This window comes from Dyadobacter sp. 32, assembly GCF_902506755.1.
In the GTDB taxonomy this organism is placed as follows: domain Bacteria; phylum Bacteroidota; class Bacteroidia; order Cytophagales; family Spirosomataceae; genus Dyadobacter.
Genome location: NZ_LR735258.1, coordinates 3,443,984 through 3,467,386, shown reverse-complemented (window position 1 = coordinate 3,467,386; position 23,403 = coordinate 3,443,984). Strand labels below are relative to the sequence as shown.

Annotated in this window: 14 protein-coding genes; 5 read left to right on the top strand and 9 right to left on the bottom strand. The window is 44.2% G+C overall.

The genetic code is table 11. The annotated features are described in order from the left end of the window. Positions 1-23: 23 nt before the first annotated feature. The 4 genes from DYADSP32_RS14075 to DYADSP32_RS14060 form a co-directional block, all read right to left on the bottom strand. Positions 24-1,004, bottom strand: coding sequence for a fatty acid desaturase family protein (locus DYADSP32_RS14075; protein ID WP_414617764.1), 981 nt, complete (start codon positions 1,002-1,004; stop codon positions 24-26). Between the two features lie 366 nt (positions 1,005-1,370). Then, positions 1,371-2,651 carry a methionine adenosyltransferase gene (gene metK, locus DYADSP32_RS14070; protein WP_149242142.1) on the bottom strand — a complete coding sequence of 427 codons (1,281 nt, stop codon included), beginning with the start codon at positions 2,649-2,651 and terminating at the stop codon, positions 1,371-1,373. 208 nt (positions 2,652-2,859) lie between these two features. Continuing rightward, positions 2,860-3,738, bottom strand: a complete 879-nt coding sequence (gene lipA, locus DYADSP32_RS14065) for a lipoyl synthase (protein ID WP_149242143.1) — start codon at positions 3,736-3,738, stop codon at positions 2,860-2,862. Positions 3,739-3,845: 107 nt separating this feature from the next. Continuing rightward, positions 3,846-4,571, bottom strand: a complete 726-nt coding sequence (locus DYADSP32_RS14060) for a hypothetical protein (protein ID WP_414617763.1) — start codon at positions 4,569-4,571, stop codon at positions 3,846-3,848. 327 nt (positions 4,572-4,898) lie between these two features. Here DYADSP32_RS14060 and DYADSP32_RS14055 point away from each other — a divergent pair, with 327 nt between their 5' ends. After that, entirely contained in the window at positions 4,899-6,161 is a 1,263-nt protein-coding gene (locus DYADSP32_RS14055; RefSeq protein WP_149242145.1) for a glycosyltransferase N-terminal domain-containing protein, read from the top strand. Positions 6,162-6,194: 33 nt separating this feature from the next. Here DYADSP32_RS14055 and DYADSP32_RS14050 read toward each other — a convergent pair whose 3' ends face one another. Further along, the gene (locus DYADSP32_RS14050; protein WP_414617762.1) at positions 6,195-7,430 is read right to left on the bottom strand and encodes an ROK family transcriptional regulator; all 1,236 of its coding nucleotides are present in this window, start codon (positions 7,428-7,430) and stop codon (positions 6,195-6,197) included. 332 nt (positions 7,431-7,762) lie between these two features. Here DYADSP32_RS14050 and rsgA point away from each other — a divergent pair, with 332 nt between their 5' ends. Both rsgA and mce read left to right on the top strand, forming a co-directional pair. Beyond that, positions 7,763-8,695: a ribosome small subunit-dependent GTPase A gene (gene rsgA, locus DYADSP32_RS14045; protein ID WP_149242146.1), complete on the top strand. Its 933-nt coding sequence runs from the start codon at positions 7,763-7,765 to the stop codon at positions 8,693-8,695. A 167-nt stretch (positions 8,696-8,862) separates the two neighbouring features. Next, a complete protein-coding gene (mce, locus tag DYADSP32_RS14040) occupies positions 8,863-9,273 on the top strand; it encodes a methylmalonyl-CoA epimerase (protein WP_149242147.1) in 411 nt (136 codons plus the stop codon). Between the two features lie 5 nt (positions 9,274-9,278). Here mce and DYADSP32_RS14035 read toward each other — a convergent pair whose 3' ends face one another. From DYADSP32_RS14035 to DYADSP32_RS14020, 4 genes are all read right to left on the bottom strand, one after another. Then, positions 9,279-11,681, bottom strand: coding sequence for a BamA/TamA family outer membrane protein (locus DYADSP32_RS14035; RefSeq protein WP_414617761.1), 2,403 nt, complete (start codon positions 11,679-11,681; stop codon positions 9,279-9,281). A gap of 28 nt (positions 11,682-11,709) precedes the next feature. Beyond that, positions 11,710-16,677, bottom strand: coding sequence for a translocation/assembly module TamB domain-containing protein (locus tag DYADSP32_RS14030; protein ID WP_149242149.1), 4,968 nt, complete (start codon positions 16,675-16,677; stop codon positions 11,710-11,712). Between the two features lie 114 nt (positions 16,678-16,791). Continuing rightward, positions 16,792-17,505 carry a hypothetical protein gene (locus DYADSP32_RS14025; protein WP_414617760.1) on the bottom strand — a complete coding sequence of 238 codons (714 nt, stop codon included), beginning with the start codon at positions 17,503-17,505 and terminating at the stop codon, positions 16,792-16,794. A gap of 318 nt (positions 17,506-17,823) precedes the next feature. Then, a complete protein-coding gene (locus DYADSP32_RS14020; protein WP_414617759.1) occupies positions 17,824-20,238 on the bottom strand; it encodes a TonB-dependent receptor domain-containing protein in 2,415 nt (804 codons plus the stop codon). A gap of 249 nt (positions 20,239-20,487) precedes the next feature. Between DYADSP32_RS14020 and DYADSP32_RS14015 the strand changes: the two genes are divergently transcribed. After that, complete coding sequence (locus tag DYADSP32_RS14015; RefSeq protein ID WP_149244846.1) at positions 20,488-22,131, top strand: beta-N-acetylhexosaminidase; 1,644 nt, start codon at positions 20,488-20,490, stop codon at positions 22,129-22,131. A gap of 239 nt (positions 22,132-22,370) precedes the next feature. After that, positions 22,371-23,402, top strand: a complete 1,032-nt coding sequence (locus DYADSP32_RS14010) for a quinone-dependent dihydroorotate dehydrogenase (RefSeq protein WP_149242150.1) — start codon at positions 22,371-22,373, stop codon at positions 23,400-23,402. Position 23,403: the final 1 nt, after the last annotated feature.

Here is a 23,403-nt window from a genome sequence, read left to right as displayed (position 1 = left end):
TTATGTAAGATATAATCGTTGTTTTATGCTTCAATTGGTAAAGCGGTTGGCGTCTTAGCCAAGGCCTGTGTTCCCATGTTTCTGAGCATTCGGATGTGAGACCCCAGGGCATGCACAAAATCAGATTTTGCATTATAATTCAGTCCAAATTCCCGTGCAGTGTCCCGGACAATGGGTGAAAGGTCATGGTAATGGATATGGGAAATGGATGGGAACAAGTGATGTTCGATCTGGTAATCCAATCCGCCAATGTACCAGGATAGTATACGGCTTTTACCGGCGAAATTGGAAGTAGTTTGCAGCTGGTGCACCGCCCAGGCGTTTTCAATACAACCGGAGGTGTCCGGCTCTGGCTGGTCAGCCCCTTCCACTACATGGGCCATTTGGAATACCGTACTCAAAATGATACCGGAGGTGCAATGCATGGCCATGAAGCCTATAAACCATTGGCCAAAGGTAAGCGAGGTGAAAGCCAAAGGAATTATACAAATAAATACCACGTAAGCCAGTTTGGTGACAATCAGTGTAATAAGCTCTTTCCTTGGAAACGGTTTTGTCAATCCCGATTCGGACATTCTGTTAAACAAAGCGATCTCTTTGAAATCCTTCCATAAAAAGGATATGGTCATCAGGCTGTATAAAAAGAAAGCATAAATGTGCTGAAAGCGGTGTACATACTTTTGTTTTTCCTGATAGGAAAGCCGCAAAAGTACTTTTCCGGTGATATCTTCGTCTACTTCATGAATGTTGGTGTAGGTGTGATGTAGTCTGTTATGTTGAACTTCCCAGTTGTAGGCGTTCCCGCCCAGGAGATAAATGGATGCGCCGAAAAGCTTATTTAGAATCTTTGAGGTCGCCAGAGAACCGTGAATCGCATCGTGCATAACCGACATACCTACGCCAGCCACGCCAAGTCCCATCACCACTGCAAGTCCCAGCATCACCATGTTGGAAAAATAGCCGGTCAGGATCAGAGCATAAGGAATTAAGTATAAGCTAAGCATGAAGATAGCCTTGTAGATAATTTTGGTGCCTCCGGACTTGCATATATTATTGGAGGAAAAATGCTGATCTACTCGTTGCCTGAGGGTTGGAAAAAAGTTTGATTTGGCTGGATTGGTAAATTTGATTTTTGGGTATTGCATATTGGGGTTGCAACTGTGCAGTTAGCTGAATTATTTAATTGCAAAGGGATAACGTGCCGTAGGGTTTTATATTGGTCAAAATTACGCATTATTTGGTTGTTGAAAGTAGTTGTCTCCATAAATTGTCGCCTATGCCAAAGAAAATGGGGAAATGTTTGGCATAGGGAAAATAAAAAACGGGGTCGTCTGGATGAGGACCCCGTTTTTTCATAAAAGATTTAAGTATTAAATAGCGAAAGCGCTTTTAATCTTGTCAACGAAATCAAGTTTCTCCCAGGTGAAGAGCTCCACTTCTACTTCTTTCTCTTCTCCATTAGCACCCCGGAATGTTTTCTTAACAACCTCATTCTTGCGGCCCATGTGTCCGTAAGCCGCTGTTTCAGAATAAATCGGGTTTCTCAGTTTCAGGCGTTGCTCAATGGCGTATGGACGCATGTCAAAGATTTCACTGATTTTCGCAGCTACTTCGCCATCATTTCCGACAACTTTCGAAGTTCCGTAAGTATTGATGTACAGCCCGCAGGGTTCGGCAACACCAATCGCGTAAGAAACCTGAACCAGCACTTCGTCACAAAGACCAGAAGCCACCATGTTTTTAGCAATATGACGAGTGGCATAAGCAGCTGAACGGTCCACTTTGGAAGGATCTTTTCCGGAGAAAGCACCGCCACCATGAGCGCCCTTGCCACCATAAGTATCTACGATGATTTTGCGGCCCGTAAGTCCGGTGTCCCCATGAGGTCCACCGATCACAAACTTTCCGGTTGGGTTAATATGATAGGTAATACTGTCAGTGAACAGTTGTTGTAGTTCCGGTGTCAATTTTGCTTTAACGCGGGGAATTACGAGGGTAATGATATCTTCCTTAATCTTCGCAAGCATCGCTTCTTCAGCATCAAAATCATCGTGCTGTGTGGACACTACGATCGTATCAATACGCAACGGTACATTCTCATCGCTGTATTCTATTGTAACCTGTGATTTTGCATCAGGTCGAAGGTAAGGGATCAGACTCAATTCGTTGTTCCGGATGGCAGACATTTCCTGAAGAATCTTGTGAGCCAGATCCAGTGCGAGAGGCATATAATTTTCAGTTTCACGCGTGGCATAACCGAACATCATCCCCTGGTCGCCAGCGCCCTGGGCGTTGGCTTTTTCCTCGAAACTTGCACTTGCCACAGCACGATCCACTCCCTGATTGATGTCCGCACTCTGATCATGTATGGCAGAAAGAATCCCGCATGAATTTGCCTCAAACATGTACTCACTTTTGGTGTATCCAATCTTACGGATAACTTCTCGGGTGATTTTCTGTACGTCAAGATAAGTGGTGGTTTTTACTTCGCCTGCCAACACAACCTGACCAGTCGTTACCAGGGTTTCACATGCAACCTTGGAGTCGGTATCCCAGGCTAAAAAATTATCAATCAGGGCATCCGATATCTGGTCGGCTACCTTATCAGGGTGTCCTTCAGATACAGACTCCGAGGTGAATAAGTACGGCATAAAGCTGGATGGATTTTAATATTTTACTTCTTTGGTAATCAATTTGAACAGTAAATTGTGCCGTAAAATTGAACTTTTTTAATATGTGAAACAAACTTTAGAACCTTAAAAAAATCAGGTTAATTGAATAAACAGGTGGGCTATAAATAAAAATGCCTCAATCGGCATGAATTGAGGCATAATGAGAATTATTAACGGTCATGGACGATCAGATGGGTACATTCACATGCCGCTCAGCGTGGTAGCTGGAACGAACCAAAGGCCCTGATTCCACATATTTCAGGCCACGCCTTATGCCCTCTTCACGGTAATTGTCGAAACGCTCTGGTGTGATCCACTCAATTACTTCGTGGTGCATTTTGGTAGGCTGTAAGTATTGTCCCAGGGTTAGGATATCAAGACCATTTGCTACCAGGTCATCCATAGCTTTATGAACTTCATCGGTGGTTTCCCCTAATCCCAGCATGATACCAGATTTGGTTCTTTGTCCGAAAGCTTTAGTTCTTTTAATTTGTTCCAGGCTACGTTCATATTTTGCCTGCGGACGTACGGAGCGATATAGTCGTTCCACGGTTTCCATGTTATGCGAAACTACCTCCTGGCCGGCTTCGATCATGTGTATCAAAGCATCCCAATTGTTCTTTACATCCGGAATTAAAGTTTCTATTGTCGTTTCAGGAGTGTTTTCCTTTACCTGGCGAACGGTTTGGTACCAGATCTCCGCGCCCCTGTCTTTTAGTTCGTCCCGATTGACAGAGGTGATGACCGCATGTTTCACCTGCATCAGTTTGATCGCTTCTGCCACACGCCTGGGTTCATCTTCATCATATTCGTTTGGTCTCCCGGTAGCCACGGCACAAAAACTACAGCTCCGTGTGCAAACATTGCCCAGGATCATAAATGTGGCAGTTCCCGCTCCCCAGCACTCTCCCATATTAGGACAGCTACCGCTTTCGCATATGGTATGTAATTTGTAATTATCAACCAATTGGCGGACTTTACGGAACTCAGGTCCTGCCGGAAGTTTTACACGAAGCCAGTCAGGCTTTCGTTTGCGTTCGGAAGGTATTACGGGTAATTCAATCATAGTTTAAAAGTGTTTTTCCTTCTTGCCGGCTTAAAAACCTGGCCAGTCTCAGAAAATAAACAAACGGAAGTTAAAATCGAGCCTATCACCGGGGAGTTAGTAAACCATCACCTCTTTTTGTTGCCGAAGTAAAGTGTTATATAGCCCGATGTGTATAAACTACGATTGTCGGCATATGCCATAATATCAATTTTACGCGTAAATGCTTCTGCAATGAAGCCAATTTCCAGACCGGTAACATTCTCCCTGAAAGCACTCAATTCGAAACTGAGAGCGGTCTTGATATGCACACCCGGTACAATTTTGGTAAGTCCGAAGCCTTGGAAAAAACCGCCAGCGCCAACGATACCAGTACTTGCATGCTTTACGGGGTCATAGGCTGCTGTAACGGTACGCCTTCCATCCTGATATTGTATCATATAAGGTTTTTCGAGTCCCAGAGAAGGCCCGGCCGCAACAATTCCGCTTATGGAGATGCCCTCATCCTCATGCCTGTTGAATAAGGTGAGCTCGCGTCCGTATTCAGGTCGCAGGACGAAGAGGTAATTCTGTTTGCCGTATACAAGCCGTGCTCCGGTTGAAAAATCCTGGACTGAAAGCTCTTTCGGATGTTTTACATTTACAATTTCGAGAGCCAGATACCGGTACTGGTTTTTTCCCATAAATGTGGAAGAAAGTGCAGAGGATTGCCTAAGGACCGCTCCGCCCAGAATTCCCGAGTTTGTATTGGTTGTAATACCAATTGAAGTGAATTTTTTATAACGCTCTTCATTGTCTTCCGTTTTGGCGCGACGCTGGGCATATGTATTCGTCGATAGTACGGCGATTAACATGAGCACTGGTAAATATTTTATGCGAATCATATATCAGATAAAAACGTCTCTAAGTGATCGAGCTATTCAGGACTAAACAAGAAGTGAAGTTAGCGAATTTTTGGATTAAAAATTTCTATCTCCACATGCACATAACCGTTTTTTGTACTTTTATGTTCTTTTAACGTACAAAGAATCTTTTAATGATAGGTTTAGAATAGATTAAAGTGATACCCTTCTGGTTGATTTCCGGAACCAAATTAGTTGCCGCGGTTAAGGTAAGGAGGTATGTCGCAGGTATATCTTGTGCCCAATCGGAATATTTAGAATTTTATTAAGATATAAAATATGGGTTTTGCATTTTTATACCAGGTGGGAATCTTGCTTTTGAAGTTTGTATTGGGCATCGGATCGCTGTTCAATGCTAAGATGAAGCGTGGGGTCAAAGGACGAAAAGGACTGTTGCGAAATCTTGAAAACTCTTTTGCCGATCTTTCTCAAGGGCGTCCGGTAGCTTGGTTTCATGCCGCATCGCTTGGAGAATTTGAGCAGGGCAGGCCTGTTATCGAATTATTCAGGGTTGCTTATCCCCAGCATTTTATTGTACTCACGTTTTTTTCTCCCTCAGGATATGACGTCAGGAGCAACTACCAGGGTGCTGATTACATTTGCTACCAACCTCTGGACACCCAGGCCAATGCAAGCAAGTTTGTAAGTATCCTCAATCCTGAAATTGTATTTTTTATTAAATATGAATTTTGGTTTAATTATTTGCGTGCGCTGAGGGAGAAGGGCGCTATTGTAATTTCCTTCTCAACAATTTTTCGTCCCGATCAGGTATTTTTTAAATTCTACGGTGGTTTTTACAGAAAACTGCTCGGTTATTTCAGCCATATTCTGGTTCAGAATCAGCAATCACTGGATCTTCTTGGAAAGATTGGGATTAAGTCGTGTAGTATTGCCGGAGATACCCGCTTCGACCGGGTGCGTTCTATAGCAGCAAGTGTACGGCAATTGCCTGAAATTATTTCATTTACAGAAAATTCTTATTGCCTGGTCGCGGGGTCGGTGTGGCAGGCCGATATGGATGTGCTCATTCCGGCGCTTAATGCGCTCACGACGCCCATAAAAGCCATCTTTGCCCCCCATGAGATCAGAAAAGAACAAATGGAAAAATGGTCTCGGGAGTTAGCCGGTGAATGTATTTTATACTCGGAGTACATTCGCCACAAGCAAAATACTACTTTCCAATATTTAATCATTGACAATGTAGGGATGCTTTCTTCGCTATATCGCTATGGAAATTCGGCCTACATTGGAGGCGCGTTTGGATCCGGACTGCACAATATTCTGGAGGCCGCTACTTTTAAGCTTCCAATCATTTTTGGAAATCAGAAGTACGACAAGTTTCAGGAGGCCATTGACCTGGTGGCTCAGGGGGGCGCTCAAACGGTCAGTAACGCCGCGGAATTATCATTGATTTTGAATGCCCTGAGTACAGATCCACAACTTAACGAAAGAATGGGCGCAATCAGCCAGGCATATGTGATCTCACATACGGGTGCTACGGCAAGTGTTATGAATGAGGTTCGTCGATTACTTCGGCGATAACTTGCCGTCCACTTGTTTGCTCTTATCGCGCCACTAAAACTCCTTGGTAATCAAATGCTCAAATAAGTGGGCCTGGGTACCAAGTAGCCTGGCCTTCGGTCCCAATTTCGAAATATGAATGGATAGCTGATTTTTGAAATCAGATAGACAGTATTTATTGATGGCCTGTTCGATTGGGTTCGAAATAAACGGCCCGGCTTCCGCAAGAAGTCCTCCAATAATGATCACTTCCGGATTGAACAAATGCACGGCTGTCGCAAGACCCTTACCCAGTTCCGTACCTACCGTGCTCAACAAATCTATGGAAAACTCGTCTCCCGCGTGAACAGCCTCAATGATGTGAGCGGTGTCAAGCATTTCCAGATTATTATTCACAATCTGAGAAAGTATGGTGGCCTTCCCACTTTCAATGCCTTCCTTGGCGCGCCGGATAAGTGCGAGCGCAGAGGTGATGGTATCGAGGCAGCCTATTTTGCCACAATGGCAAAGCAGTCCGTCAGGCTTTACCTGAATGTGTCCCAGCTCCCCCGCAAAACCCGATGCCCCATGGAAAACCTCGCCATTGAGGATAATTCCCAACCCTACTCCCCAGTCTATATTAATTGTAAGAACATGGGATTTGTTGACAGCCAGGCCGAAGCGGTGTTCGCCAATGGTGGTCGCCTTTGTGTCATTGAATAGGCATACAGGAAGCTGAAAATGTTGCTTCAAATGGGACACCAGGGGCACCCCGGGAGGGGTAAGGTTCAGATAAGTTAGGTTGTTGCCCCGAAGGGTATCAATAAGTCCAGGCATGGCCACACCAATGCCCCATAGTTGGGAACGGCTGATTTTATGAAACTCCAGGAATTTCTCTGTCTCTATGAATAGTGCCTCAAGGAAATCGGACGAATCGTCCAGTCGAATGTCTATTTTTCGTTTAACGACCAGGTTGTTGTTGAGATCAAAAATAACCAATTGTGTATCATGGCGATTCACATCCATGATGAGCGTAAGGTATTTTTTTGCATTCAAACCATACAAAACTGGCGGACGACCTGCACGTGCTGGCCCTGTACCGGTTTCAATAATCCACCCTTCACGTATCAGTTCATTGACGATGCCGGTCGCTGACGGAATGCTCGCGTGAAAGAGGCGCGCCATTTTGTTTATTGATGTGTCACCCGACTGATACAGATACAATAACAGGTTGCTTCTCAGTCGATTCTTACGAATATCAATAACCGAGGTAGGCTCCTCTAAAACCGTGTGCAATTCATCATCAATCATGTTCCCGAAATAATTCTTGTAGAGGGAGATATTGCTCCTTCCGCTAATTTATATAAAAATAGTTTAAAGACTGTCTTTTCTTAAAAAAAATTAAAATGTGCCGTATTTTTAATGCTCAGACGATTGTTTAACGCAATAACAATTCATAAGAAAGCACGGTACCTCCAAAATATATCCTTCGGTTACCAATGAATGAAGGAAGTTTATTATTAAATAACCCCAGGCGTGATAGAACAGACAGTTACGGAGCATTTTTTTGCATGAATGGGACAAATCGGGCAAAGTTCTGCTATATTCGTTCCAAGGCTCGGAAAATTTGACCAGGCAAAAAAATGGTATTGGAAAAAGGTTTGATAATGCGGTCGACGGGATCCTGGTATGAGGTTCGGGACAAAGACGCGCATATATGGCAGTGCAGACTAAAAGGGAAATTTAAGTCTTTGGGATTGAAGGTAACCAATCCTTTAGCAGTTGGTGATTATGTCAGGTTTGAAATAGAAGACAACGACCAGAATTTTGGTATTATACATGAGATTCTGCAAAGAGACAATTATGTCATCCGCAGCTCTGTGCACAAAACGGCTCATGCCCATTTGTTAGCAGCCAACGTGGATCAGGCAATACTGATTGCCACACTTGTTTTTCCCCGAACTTCTCTTGGCTTTATCGACCGGTTTTTGGTCGCAATAGAGTCGTTTCGTATTCCGGGGGTATTGGTTTTTAACAAACAGGATCTCATCAATGAAGAAATGAAGGAGTTTCAGTCGGAATTGATGTCGTTATATGAGTCGTTGGGCTATACTTGTATAACCACCACCGCGATTAACAGTGAAGGCCTTATTCCATTTGTGGCATTGCTTGAAGGTAAAGTATCGCTTTTATCTGGCCATTCTGGTGTTGGCAAATCCACGCTGGTCAACGCTATTGCGCCGGATCTGGATATTAAAACACAGGAAGTCTCTTCTTTTGCCAATAAAGGCGTACATACCACCACATTTGCAGAAATGTTTGAACTGGGCCCCGGAACCTTCATTATTGATTCTCCCGGGATTAAGGAGCTCGGGCTGGCGGATATGAAGCCGGAGGAGATTAGCCATTATTTTCCGGAAATGAGAAACCTGCTTAATAAATGCCGGTTCAATAATTGTAAGCACATCAACGAACCAGGCTGCTCAGTAAAAGACGCCGTGGAGAACGGTCGTATTGCATTTAGCAGATATGAAAGCTATCTCAGTATGGTTGGGGGAGGTGATAACCGAAAATGAATCGAATCCGCGTCGCCGACGGATTGACTTTCTTTGAACGGTAAAGTCGCATGATGCAGTGCGGTGTTGTTGACAAAAAACGGAAGGATTGTATCTATTTAACGCCAAATCATCACTTGCAACGTCTGACAACTTGTGAAACCGATTGTTAATATCCAGGGAAAAACATGCTAAAGAATGTAGAGCACATAGGGATTGCGGTGAAAAATCTGGCGGAGGCGGAAATACGCTATTCCAGACTGCTCAATATACAGCCTTACAAAAGAGAAGTTGTTGAATCGGAGTGCGTCTCCACGTCCTTCTTTCAGATTGCCCGAACAAAAATTGAACTTCTGGAAGCGACCAATTCCGAAAGCGTCATTGCCAAATTTATTGATAGGAAAGGAGAGGGCATTCACCACATGGCGTTTGAAGTTGACGATATAGCAGCAGAAATGAAGCGGCTTGAAGGGGAAGGATTCGTCCTTTTGAACGAACAGCCCAAGCGAGGCGCCGACAACAAGCTGGTCTGTTTTCTTCACCCCAAAAGCACCAGTGGCGTATTAATTGAATTGTGCCAGGAAATAAAAAATGGATAGCTACCTTAAAACGGTAACCCTACAGCAATATTCAGGATCAGGTTTTCCTTTCTCCAGGTTTTACTTCCGAAATTGATCTCATTAAATACCCAGGGATTTTTGTATTGTAGTGGAGCGCTGGGGTCCAAGGGTGCGTTGGGGTCCTGATCCACCGGCGTAACCGTATACCAGGGCTTGCGGAACGGTGTTGCGATGTCCAGACGAAAAACAAGGAACGAGAAATCCAGCCTTAGCCCAATCCCCCCACCTACTGCTACCTGGTTCAGAAAGGTTTTTTTGAATATTGTTTCGTCCTCAAAACCTTCCCCGGCATTACCCCTAAAGGTCCAGATATTACCGGCATCTACAAATAATGCACCATTAATGATATCTGTAAATTTTACACGAACTTCCGAGCTAGCCTCAAGCCGGATATCACCGAACGCATTATAGCCAAAAAGCGCAATGGATGTAGTGTCCGGATTGTAGGCGCCAGGCCCCAATGCTCTGGCGCGGAACGCACGAATACCGGTACTCCCACCCGCAAAATATTGCTTAAATTGAGGAAGTTGCATCTTTTTTGAATTGCCGAAAGGTATGCCCACGCCACCCAGCAAGCGGTTTGCCCATTTAATACGTGAGTTGATCGTTCTGAAGTAACGTACGTCCCCGTCAAATTTGGCAAATTGAAGAATTGGAATATTTAAGAATTCCTTTACACTGTCGCCCGGGTTCTTTTTGCCCAGTAAACTAAGTAAATTGCCCCCGTAGTCGATGCCTCCCATCAAGACAAATTGATTTTTACTGAAAGGTCTTGGATTGGGTCTATACGAAACGGTATAATTTGATCCGGCAATTATAAACTTTGTTTCGACCTGAGTGATATAACGCTTCTTGTCTAGTGGGTTTGTATTCGGGCTAGTGAGAATCGCTACGTATCGTTCCGAGTTTACATTTCTGGGCTCGATAAAGTTAAGTGCTATCGGGGTTAAAGTATGTTCCAACTGCGTATTTTTACTCCATACATAGGACCAATCTGCCCGGATGGACCTTAGGGTGAAAAAGTCTCGTTGCACCCTGTTTTCGAAATTCAGGGCTAGTATTGTCTTGGGTAAAATCTGACTTCTTTCAGGCCTTATCCTTACAAACGGAATAATGAATCTCGGGAAAGACAATGAAGCCGTGGCACCATATCTTATAAATTCATTCCCGACCCGGTTAGGATTATCAATCTTATTACCACCTAACTGAAGGTCGAAACCATAAAAACCAGAAAGGTTAAGAATTTCGGCACCTCGGAAAAAATTCCTATTCTTCCAGTTTATTCTTAATTCGGAACCGGCAAGTCCATTGGATTTAGTACTTGCACTGAGTGTGGTCTGCAATGATTTTTTTTTCTGAGGGGCCAAATTATAATACACGTTCAGAAGGGCTGAATCTGACCGGGGTACTAACTCAAAATCATTTTTTACAAATTTAAAGTTTTGCAAATTTACCAGTCGGGTCACTGATATTTCCTGAGCCTTGTTGGTATAAAGGTTGCCTCTTCTGAATCCAATGGCGTCATAAAAAATGCGGCGTTTGTAAAGTTCTCCCGGATCTTTAATCGTCAGTCCACGGCGTATTCTTCCGCCCGCATTGACAGTACTATCAGCAGCGCTATCTTCGGCTGTTCCTGTATTTACAAAAATACGGTTGATGTAATATTGCTTCAGGGCCGTTTGCGCGGTCTCCTTTTTTACTTCAAGGTAAAGATTTACTTGTTGAGGAACCAGCGTCGAGTCTTGTCTGCCAATGGTTGAGTCGACTTTTACAATAAGGTAATCCGGGTTGAAATAGTAATAACCTTTACCCTTGAGTTGCTGCTCGATCCGGGACCTCTCGGCGGTCACCACTTCAAGCCTGATGGGATCGCCTTTTTTGAGATAGGTGTCTTTTTTAGACAGTACAAGATCTCGGTTGAACACCGAACTATCGGGAACCACGATATTTACCTCGTTAATAACATATCTGGGCATCACATAGGCATTGTATTCGGCTGTTGCAGTTCGCTTCTCACTTACATTTAGTTTCCCTTTTGCCGTTGATCGGTAGAAACCCTGGTTGTCCAGGTAGCCAGCCATGTTGGCCGCATTGATGTCAACGACACGCTGTGTGGCTATGACGGGCGGTTCGCCGAGCTTTCTGCGAAACCAACTCCGGATCCCGCCTTCGTCTTTGGGCTCGCCTATCCAGTAATAGAACCAGACTTTCCAGGGAAATCCAAAAATAGTCTTATTTGGGGCTGGCTTAACAATGGCTTCCAGATTAGCCTCCAATCCGGAAATATTTGGCTTGGAAATGGAGTCCGCTTCGACGTTGACTTTACTTCCTACATATAACCCCTGGCCTTCCGGAATATATCTTATAACCGAACAACTGCCCAGCATAACACATACCAAGAATAGACATATTGCATTAATTTTCATTTCTCTGCTTTTGGAAGATTTCACGGAACAGATCATAATCCGCCGTTATAATAAAACTCACACCAGTCTCGACGATGAAACCTTCAAGAATGGATTGGTACTGATTTTTCCTGTATCCCCGGAATCGGTACCTGCCGTCTTTGCTCAAATTGTAATCAAGTGCGATGTTATCAAAGACCTGGGTAGAGCTCGGGGTTTGACTTTTACTTTCCAATTCAAAATTCTTTCCGACAGATATCTTCAGTCTATCACCCAGAAACGCCTTGCTGAGCCCTACGTTGAGGTCGGTGCGGGCGCCTGCGGCCTGGTCGGTTGTCGAGTTTAGGTCCAAATCCAGGTTTACTCCTTTTACGAGATCGGAGGCTAGGTTATTGAGCTGGTCGCTAAGTAACTGACTAACACTCTGGCGCGCAATAGCTTCGGCACTGGATCCGATGTTGAAACCTGAGGAGGTTTGTTCGGTGATAAATTTATTGGTAATCAACAAGGCAAATGCCTGCTTATTCATCTCAGAAGGATTATTCTGCATATCGGCCCAGAAGGTCTGATCCGTTATATCTTTTTTGATATTATCTCCAACTTCCTCGCCCGGCGTTACATTGAACTTTATATTCGGTGTAGTCAGGTTACCCGTAATAATAATCTGAACCTCAATCGGAATTTTACGATCACCTTTATAATTGTTATCGATAGAGCCTGGATCCACCATCACTTCATAGGAGGCCGTAATATTTAAGTCGGCCTTCATGGGGTCTCCGGTCCAGATCAGGGTGCTGCCCTTTTTGAGCTGGAATTGTCTTTTGAGAATCTGGAGGGTCAGATCATACGATCCCTGGGTCACATCATAAGCACCAATCAGGTAAAGTTGGCCGTTTGGTGCAACTCCAGCATTTAACTGCGCATTCCCCCTCAATTTAATGTTGTCTCCATTCAATTCGTCGATGACAACCTTAAATTGAGATTTGTCATCCACATCCAGGTCGAGCGATATTTGGGACAAAAAGTCGATTATGATCTGTTGGGCTTCGATGGAATCTACTTTTGCCACCTGGGTAGAGTCACTCATATCCACAAATTCGATTACCCCTTTGCTGGCATCACCGGCTTCTGTGGCCTGATTGGACAGGACCACTGTGATGTCGCTTCCCGGATCCACTTTCACTTTCCCGTCCACGATGGATCTGCTACCCTTTCCTTTTACCGTTACGTTAGCGTCAATTTTTGCCTTTCCGTAAAACAGCTCATTCTCCTTCTGGGTGGAGTTTAGGACTGTAAAATTCTTTGCGCCAATTGTGAGGTCGTACCCTACATCGGGAAGCGTAGCGATGTTGACATTTCCGTTAATTTTCATTTGCTGATTGAGCGAATCGGCAATGATAAAATTATTGAAATTGATTCGCTGACCGTTGAGGCTGATTTTTTGTTTATCCAGTGAATATCTGGCACCAAGCTGATTAACCGTAAAGGCGAAACTATCAAAATTCATCTCCCCATTCAGTTTGGGGCTATCTGTAGAGCCGGAAATGGCAGCTTTTCCTCTAAGGTTACCCGTTGCCCTTTTCAGTTCACCAAAGCTGAAAGCTTCAATCGTTGAAGCGCTGAGCTTGTTTACTTCCAAATTGAAATTCAGCGCATTTTCGGCCTTAACGTTGTAGGTTCCATTCATTTCAACATCATTCTGATCACTCTTTAAAGCTGTTTCGATGCTGATCAAATTTTCATTTTCGTTGGATGCCTTGACGGACAAGTCACCCACCGGAATGGTAGTTACTGCGAGATTATCAATTTTAAGGTCGCCGGTAAACACTGGCGCAGACATATAATTTTTGAGCAGAATTTTACCATTAAGTGTTCCGGAAGCTGTTGTTGAATCCAGCGTTGCAATGGCGATCATCGGACCGATGGCCAGATCGTTAATCTGAATATCCAACGGACTGTTAGGTTGCTCAATAGTTGAGTTGATAGTGAGTGATTGAGCCTTGTTCTTGATTACCATGTTGCGAACCAGCACGCTGTCGGTCGCATATGCTACAAATCCATTGGTGTCGGTTTCCCAATCCTGATAATTGAGCAGGAGGTTGTCGCGCAGGCTAAGTTTATATCTGCTTCCATTCACTGCCAGGTCACCGTTAACGGCATGCCTATCCACATTGACCGAATCCTTCACTAATAAATCGAACTTGATATCATTGTCAGCGATATTGCTTTTGAGGGATGCGTTTTGTATCCTGAAACTACCTGTATTCAACATGCCCAGTGACGCATTCAATGCTGCTTTTTCAGGTACGGTATAAAACTGTACGGTTACGTTTTCCGTGAGTATGCTGTCATAATTTACCGTCGGTACAAATACAGATGCTACAATAGTCGAATCTTTTTGATTATCGAGTTGTGCATGAAGTCTTACCGGCTTCATTTCTCTCAACTGGGGGGCGAAGATCTGTAATACCTGATGATTCAACAAAGTAGCATCCAAGTTGAAATTTACAGGTTTGGTTACTTCTTTGTAAGTAATTGAAGGTGCTTTAAAATGTTTGCCAACTTGTGTAAAGATCGCATCTGCCAATTCGGTGTACACGAAGTCTCCTTCCATTCTGGCTTTTAGGAAAGGGGAATTTACAACCGCCTGACGTTTGCCGGAAGAGTCGGTAAGCTGCATCGAAATATTTGAAACAGCCACAGGCTTTTTATGGTGAGTTAGCACCAGATCTGTGATGTTTACAGATCCAAGCGGATTATCCGGCTGCGTGGATTGCATATCCACCTTAATGTTCCCCTTGATCTGTAAAGAGTCATCATAAAGATGGAGTGCTGTGAGGTTGAGGTGATTGATATTCACCTCGCCTTGCACAGATGGATATGTTTTGGAAAGGTCGGCCTGTCCACGGACATCCACCCTGATGTTGGCATCATCCATTTTGGCCGAAAGGTTGGCTAAACCGTGGTCCACATCACCCGACAGTCGCAGATTGTTATATACGTATCCTTTTATATCTGCGCTTTCCACGGTGCCATTTAAGGTAGCCTTCATGGTGTTGGGCGCGTAACCCACTCCCTCCACGTCCGTTCTGAGAGTGATTTTCCCAAGCTCTGCGGGTGCTTGCTTCATAAGCTTTCCCAGATCAAACTCCTGAAAAGTCAATGTTCCGTTGTATTGAGCCCGCAGACTGTCCGTGATATTTTTCAAAGTCCCTGAAAATGAACCTACACCGAACGAAGTATTTAAGGTAGTGGTGGTGGTCATATCCGTCATGCCGCCGCGCAATTTGCCAGTTATCTTGATGCGGTCAGGTAGTTCTATTGAGGCGGGGAGTGTGCTGTCCGGCAAAACTTTCATTAAATCATTCCGGGTTGATGAAAGTTCATTAATTGTAAGGTCCACAAAAAGTTTGTCAGTATCCGGCAGTCCCTGTATCCTGCCATCCATGGCCAGTATGGTTCCGTCGAGTGCGCTGAAATTGGCCTTGGAAATCAGTAGGTTATTCATAGTACCTGTGACAAGTCCGCTTCCCTTTAACAATCCGTTCGGTTCCTTGTTGAATGGTGGCGTTTTGGAAAGATCCGGCACCAGTAATAGTATATCCGAAAATGAGACCTGACTGTTGGTGAGTCTGAGCCTGACATTCACTTTCGCTATATCGTTGGTCAACTGGTCCAGGTTTTCGTACTTCAGAATCAATTCGTCACGCAGGATGGTATTTGACGTTTTGAGATACAGATTTTTGAGATAGGTCTGCCGGGCACCATAGGCAAAATTTGTCCTCAATTGTTGAATTGTGAAACCACTCTTTTCCTTAAAAGAACCTGATTTCAGGGCTCCGGCGATATTGTCATCAGAAAAAACAAAATCCTGTAAGTCCACATTGAGATCCTTCACGTTGAGGTGAGCGAAATCCATCCCCTTCTTCTGTGAAGGTGTATTGAAATCATCATAGCGAATGTCATTGTTGACTAATTTGAGATCAGCCACTTTAACATGCCAGCCAGGAGAAACGTCGGAGGTGGAATCGGTATCTGCCGGGGTGCCACTTTGAGAAACTTTCACAGCGCTGGTTTTCTCACTGAGTGCTTTCTTTTGTTCTTTTTTTGCAAACTCCGCATAGACGTTCAGATTCTCAAGCAACACCTTCTGAACATCTGCCTGCTGGCTTTCGAGAAAAATATTGTTGATGTGCCCTTGAAGAAGTCCGACGGTCAGGCCGTTTTTGAGCCCCGAAGATTCGTCAAGAAATTCCCAGCTGAATTTGCGGATGTCGACGTCACCAAGCTTCAAATCTAATGAATCGGCTGGATCCGAAGGGTTGGAATCTGTGCTTTGTTTTAGAGCAGCATACATCCTGAGCTTTGCTCCGCTATTGGATAATGTTATTTTCGTAGGGTGGTATTGAGATCGGGTGGGGTTGAATTTGTCGAACAACACCTCCGCCGAATCAATATTTGCTTCTGCATCGGTGCCAATGACGGCATCTCGATAGGATAAATTTACATTTCTTAATAATATTTTGTCCAGACGCATTTCCATAGGTTTGGACGTGGTATCCACCGTTTCAGGTTCACTGCTGGCAAAAGCATCTATAATATATTGAAAATTGAAGACAGTATCAGGAAGTGTCCGGCTGATATGGGCATTGGCACCTTCAATCTCAATTTTATTAATTCCAACCTTTCCCTTAATCAGGTTGTACATGTCAAGATCAACACGCAAATGTTTAGCGGTTAACAATGTATCACCATGCTGATCCGCAAAGTAAATTCCTTCCAGTACTACCCAGTCGGGAACATCAAAGCGTATTTTCTCAATTCTCCCCTTGTTCTGAAACTTTTTACGGAGATAAGAGTTGACCTGGTCTGTCAGCAGATTTTGTCCGGTGGGTGTCTGTAATCCCCATATCAAAACGCCCAACAGGATCAAGACCGTGAGGACAATAATAGCTAATACCTTTAATGCTTTCTTCATTCTCCCTTCTATTCATCTGTCGTTGTGGTTGTTAGACAGATAGTTAGCCTATAAAAAACCTGGGTGGTGATCAGAAATCATCATCCACCCAGGAAATATCAGTGCTCTAATGTTTCATCTTTTGAATAACTCAGCACCCACGGTACCATTCACCGTTACGGTTGATGTAATCGAAACTGGCTTTCTGTCGGCCGTATTTATTTCAACCAACTTTGCGGGATACATAATTCCAGAGGCTGATTTGATGTAATTGGAAAAGTCTGTGGTTGTAATAACACCTGCCAGGCTTTCTTTTTGCCGAAGGAGTAATCCGCTCTTAGCATCAAACCAGAGGTTATATTTGACCCCCTGGCCTTGCAGTTCTACCTGGTTTACCGATACGCCGTTTAACATTTCTGTGCCCACGGTTGTAGCGATGAGTCCTCGGTTTTGGTAATCTATAAAAGGAACCAGCAGATCGTAAATCTCAAGTCGCATTTTGGTTTGTTCTGCCTGACTTAAGTCCTTAACATCCATTTTTCCGCCTATGGGCACCTTTATCCACCCCTCATTGCCTTTTACTGTGTATACAAAGCTACGATTCATGATGTTCTTCGATTTGTATATAGACTTCTCCGGAACCGATACGGAGATATCAGCCGTGTAGGGCGTGGCTGATGCGGCAGAATAACTTCTTTTTACATTGAAAGTCTTAATTTCATTCCACAGGGCTTTCCCGCCAGTTGCAGCGTAATAATTTGCAAATATCGAATCGGCGGGAATTCTTTGCGCAAAACCCAGTGTAGAGACGATAAGCAGCGCCATGGTGGTCGAAAGAATCTTTTTCATTAGAATAGTTTTTAGCGTTTTGTTGGATTATAAATAATCAGTTTGATCAAACGTTTGACCAAAGTTATTTCAACAGGTTTAATATTGGTTGCTTCTGCAGATTTTTAATTCATCTGACTAAGATAACTAATTTGTTCTGCTGATATATTTTCCAAAGCTAACGTATATTGACGAGCAAAAACTGTTCCAGTGGTGCTTACGTGTTGCACTTCTCTTTCTTTTTCCGTGCAGACACCATTGTCGCAAAATCAAAAAAGGAACATGAGCGTGCACTCATATTCCTTTCAAGCTGCTTAATTGCAGATTTTTAGACAGGTTTCAGGCATCGTTGCCATTCGCAGATATTTTTCCAAACCGATATTGGAAGGTTAAATTAACCCGGCGGTTCGTTTGCTGCCATGAAGAAATCTGTGCGTAGGTAGCCGTACTTAACTGACTTTTATAGGATCTCGAAAGGAAAACATCCTGGATATTAAATGAAAGTGTTGCTTTTTTTTCCAACAGGTCTTTACGAATACCCATATTGGCGACAAATACTCCCTCGCGTGTGCCTTGAGCAATGGCTCTGGGGCCTTCATAATTAACGTAAGCAGAAGCCCGAAAGTCCATTGGAAGTGTTAAAAACGCGTTCAGATTTCCGGAATAGCTCCAGGTCCGGTTGTCGATCTGAGCCATCTCGGATACTACTTCGCTGCGATAAACCCTCCCGCTTGCATTCACTTTTATCAATTCACCAAACTTCTGAGAGAAGTCAGTTTCAAAACCATAGGACATCTCACGGCCGACGTTGTCATATTTGGTCAGCGATACACCTTCTTCGTCTACTGTACGGAGCCTGGTAATTGCATTATTCGAATAATCCATAAAGAGTGAGGGGCCCCATCCACCCGTTTCTTCATATTTGGAGTAGCCCATCTCGGCTTTGTGAACAAATTCTGGTCGGAGTTCCGGATTGCCTGTCTGTATATTTCGTGGATCTGAAATGTCTGTAAATGGATTTAGCCAGCTCGCTTCAGGGCGTTGAACCCTGCGGCTGTAATTTATTTTGACCTGAGAAGCATCATCAATTTTACGGGTCACTGCCAAAGAGGGTACAAGGGTAAGGAAATGTACCGAAAATGAACGGTCGCTACTTATCTGATTTACGGTTTGTTCAGCATCCGTGAGTCGGAGTCCGGCACGCAAACCCCAGTCATCGGTCTTTTGCGAAAAGGTCATATAACCGGTATAAATGAAGTTTTTGTAACCAAAAATATTGCTCACATTCGGGTCAAATACCGGATTGCTGCCCTCATTGTCGATATTGTAGAACGCATTCGTATTTTCACTCTGACTTATCCTTGATCGGACACCCATTTCCAGTGTCGATTTTTTGGCAAGTGGCCAAGTGTAATCTGAATTCAGAAACAAGGAGTTATTGTTGTTGTTCCTGAAATTTTGTTGGTGCTGTTCCAGTGTTTCTGCATCACTTAGCTGGTCGTACAGTGAGTTTCCATCTGATCCACCCAGTGAGTAATTTGCCGTAAAAGCCAATAAGTGATCCTTTTTCTTGAATTTTTTACGATAATCAAGGTTCATACTAATATTGTTGCCATCTCCTTCGGATTTTACATTACGGACAAACTGTTCCGTTATGATTCCGGACGACAGGCTCGTCTCGTTGGCAATGCTGCTGAGGTTGTTATTCTGATTCAGTGAATAATTTACGCCCAGTTCGACGCTGTTTTTTTCATTCAGCTCGTAGTTCAATCCAACCCGGCCAAACAGGTTCTTATTTTTGTTGCTACCTCTTCCCATTTGATTTAAGTGGGAAGTTTCCTCGCCCAAAAAGTTGTCGCGGCTGAGCATTCGCTTCCAGAATGTATTATTCGACTGGCCGCTGACCGAGGAGTTGAGGCCAATTTTTCCCGTACGGTGGTTGATGTAGCCCGATACATTGTGGTTTCCTCTGTTGCCATAACTCAGTCGGCCACCTCCATTTGTTCCACGTATTTTTACCTTTTTCGTGATGATGTCAATGACCCCGGAGGCTCCCTCTCCTTCATATTTGGCAGAAGGAGTGGTCATTACATCGATCCGGTCTATGAGTTCGGCCGGGAATGACTGGAGTATCGTCGGCAGGTCGCTCCCATACAAGGTGGAAGGCTTCCCGTCTATCAATACCACTACGTTGCCTTTTCCGCGTACCTGAGGATTACCATTTTCGTCCAGCGACACGGCAGGTAATTTTTCAAGTAAGTCGCTTACGTTATTGCTGCTGGCAAGAAGGTCCTTCCCGATGGTGATCATTTTCTTGTCGATGTCATCCACGATCATGCTTTTTTCACCGACGATCACCACCTCATTCAGCTTTTGGGCAGCTGCGTACATGGTAATGAGGCCAAGGTCGGTCATGTTGGATTCGGGTGCAATATTGACATTGTTTACATAACGGGTGTCGTACCCCATATTGGTTATCCGAAGTATATACTTGCCGGATTTTACATTAGAAAACGAGAAGACTCCGTTTTCATCAGCGGTGACGCCATCGATTACAGATGAATCGGCACTAAGCATGACGGCAATGGTAGCAAAACTTACCGGCGTATTTCCAGGAGCCTCCACCACCTTGCCGATCATTTTGCCTCCATCAGGAAGCATAGGTAAGCTGTGGATAGCAGAACTGTAAGCATAATTGGAAATTGCCAGAAAAAGGAAGTAAAAGATAACGCGCTGCGTATTTGTTTTGATCACAATTGGGAGATTTTAAAGATCTGGATTTAGGCTGAGTAAAGTGGGAGAGTCACAGCACCCCCCGTTTTTAAAAGTAACTACGGAAATACGAAGTAATATCCGTAAGGCCGAAGCAAAACTAGTTAACGCACAAAGAGCATAATGTGGTACGTAAAATTATAAAAAAAGAAAGATCATTGCCAGTTTGCGTGAATAAGATTTTAACTTGCATAGTTTTTAAATATTTTTAATAAATAACTTTATCGAATGATGAAACAGTCGATTTTTATTCTGCTGATTTTCCTTTGGGGAAACCTGGTGAACGCTCAACCCGAAATTATTCCCAAGCCAAGTCAGTTACAGACAGCTCCTGGTGAGTTTACACTAGGTGTTAAAACCACTATCTCGGCCCCTGTGGATAACCAGTGGGGAAAAGTAGCAGAAATGCTGTCATCCCGCCTGACAATGGCCACGGGTAATAAGATAAAGACGGTTGTTGGTAAAGGGAATATCTCATTTGAGGTATCTAAGGATGCCATGCTTGGTGAAGAAGGGTATCATTTGATGGCAAATAAAAAAGGCGTGGTGATTCGGGCGCAGACCGCCAAGGGGGCATTCTATGGTATGCAAACACTCTTGCAACTGCTGCCTGCTGAGGTGTACAGTGCAAAGGCTGTCAGTGGCGTGAAATGGACCGTTCCTTTTGTTACAGTGAAAGACGTTCCGCGCTACGGATATCGCGGGTTGATGCTGGATGTAGGCCGTCATTATATGCCCGTAGAGTTTATTAAGAAGTTTATTGATTTGTTAGCGATGCACAAGCAGAATCAATTTCACTGGCACCTGACAGACGACCAGGGGTGGCGGATTGAGATTAAGAAATACCCTTTACTGACCCAGATTGGTTCGATCCGGCATGAAACAATGAAAGGGCATTATACCGATAACAAATACGATGGCACTCCTTATGGTGGCTTTTACACCCAGGATGAAATTAGAGACGTACTGAAATATGCAGCGGATAGATATGTAAACGTGATTCCGGAAATTGAACTTCCCGGGCATGCCCTGGCTGCACTAGCGTCCTATCCTAACCTGGGGAATAACCCGGACCGCATTTATAAGGTGGGTACAAAATGGGGTGTTTATGATGACGTGTTTATGCCCCGGGAGGAAACGCTTAAATTCCTGGAGGATGTGCTTACAGAAGTGATAGACCTCTTTCCGAGCAAATATATTCACATTGGTGGCGACGAATGCCCTAAAACCCAATGGGAGGAAAGCCGGTTTGCCCAGGATCTGATAAAAAAGGAAAATCTGAAAGACGCGCACGGATTGCAAAGTTATGTGATCAAACGAATTGACAAATTTGTCACCTCGAAGGGAAGGAGGATCATCGGCTGGGATGAAATACTGGAAGGTGGGCTGTCTCCGAATGCTACGGTAATGAGCTGGAGAGGTACTGAGGGCGGCATCACTGCGGCTAAAGAGAACCACGATGTGATCATGACACCTACAACCCATGTTTATCTCGATTATTATCAGGCAGATCCCAAAACGGTGAAACAGCCGGTGAGCATTGGCGGTCATCTGGAAATTTCAAAAACGTATTCTTTTGAGCCCACCCCCGAAGTGCTGTCTCCTGAACAGTCCAGGCATATTCTGGGTGTGCAGGGAAATCTTTGGACGGAGTATGTCAAAACACCCGCTTATGCAGAGTATATGCTCTTCCCCCGTGGCATTGCGGTGGCCGAAATTGGATGGTCCACAAAGGAAAATAAGAACTATGAAGACTTTAGCAAACGTCTCGAGGTTCACAAAAAACGCCTGGATTATCTTGGTGTAAATTATTTCGGTGCTCCGATCAATGACCAATTCGAATATGTGTGGCCGGTTAAAAAGAATGTGAAGTAGATACCTTGTCGGGAAAGAGCCATAGCAGCAGCGATTAGGGTAAATTTACTTATTATTTAGTAGGAAAGGCATTCCGCAGTTGGGATGCCTTTCCTACTAAATTTACAGGTATCCGGGTAAACTGCGGAGGTAGGGAACAATAGGATCAATTTGAACTAGTCCTGAGCCAACAAATACTATTTTAAGAAATATATTAAATCTCTCCCTTCCCATCCTCCAAAACCTGCTATTTTTGCAGGATGTATAAAATTCTGATCTCTCCGGTACTTTTTCTTTTTGATGCTGAGCGCGTTCATTACTTCGTGTGCGAAGTGCTTCATTTTGCTTTTAAAATTCCCGGATTTCCGGCTTTGATGCGGGCTTTGTATACTTATGAGCATCCGGATCTGGTACAGGAAGTGGCTGGTTTGAGGTTCCGCAACCCGGTGGGGTTGGCAGCTGGGTTTGACAAAAATGCCGAAATGGTTGATCAGCTGGAAGCACTGGGCTTTGGTTTTATAGAAATTGGCACGGTTACACCACGACCACAGCCGGGTAACGAAAAACCCCGTTTGTTCAGGTTAAAGAGCGATAAAGCACTTATCAACCGCATGGGGTTTAATAACAAGGGATCGGCCGTGGCAGCCGCCAAGCTTCGTCAGCGTAAATCGACGATACTGATTGGAGGCAATATTGGTAAAAACAAAGACACGCCAAATGATCAGGCACTGAATGATTATTTGCATTGTTTTCGTGACTTGTTTGACGTGGTGGATTATTTTGTTGTAAACGTGAGCTCTCCCAACACGCCCGGCTTGCGGGATTTACAGGAAAAGGGACCACTTACAGAAATTCTCAAGGAACTTCAAAAGAGGAATGCAGACAGACCTTCACCTAAGCCAATCTTTTTGAAGATTGCTCCCGATCTTACAACAAGTCAGTTGGATGATATTGTGGATATTGTCAAGGAAACACACATTGCAGGGGTTATCGCAACCAACACGACAATCAGCCGGGATAACCTGCTCACCTCGTCATCGGAAATTGAGAAAATGGGTGCTGGTGGCCTAAGCGGAGCACCTCTTACGCATCGTGCGACCGAAGTTATTCGTTACATTTGCGAGAAATCCGGCAACGCGTTTCCGGTAATAGGCGTAGGTGGAATCGGATCGCCCAAAGATGCGATGGATAAACGCAGTGCAGGCGCTGCATTGGTTCAGCTTTACACAGGGTTTATATATGAAGGTCCTGGGCTTGCCAGCCAAATTTGTAAGGCTCTCGTGAAAAGTTAAT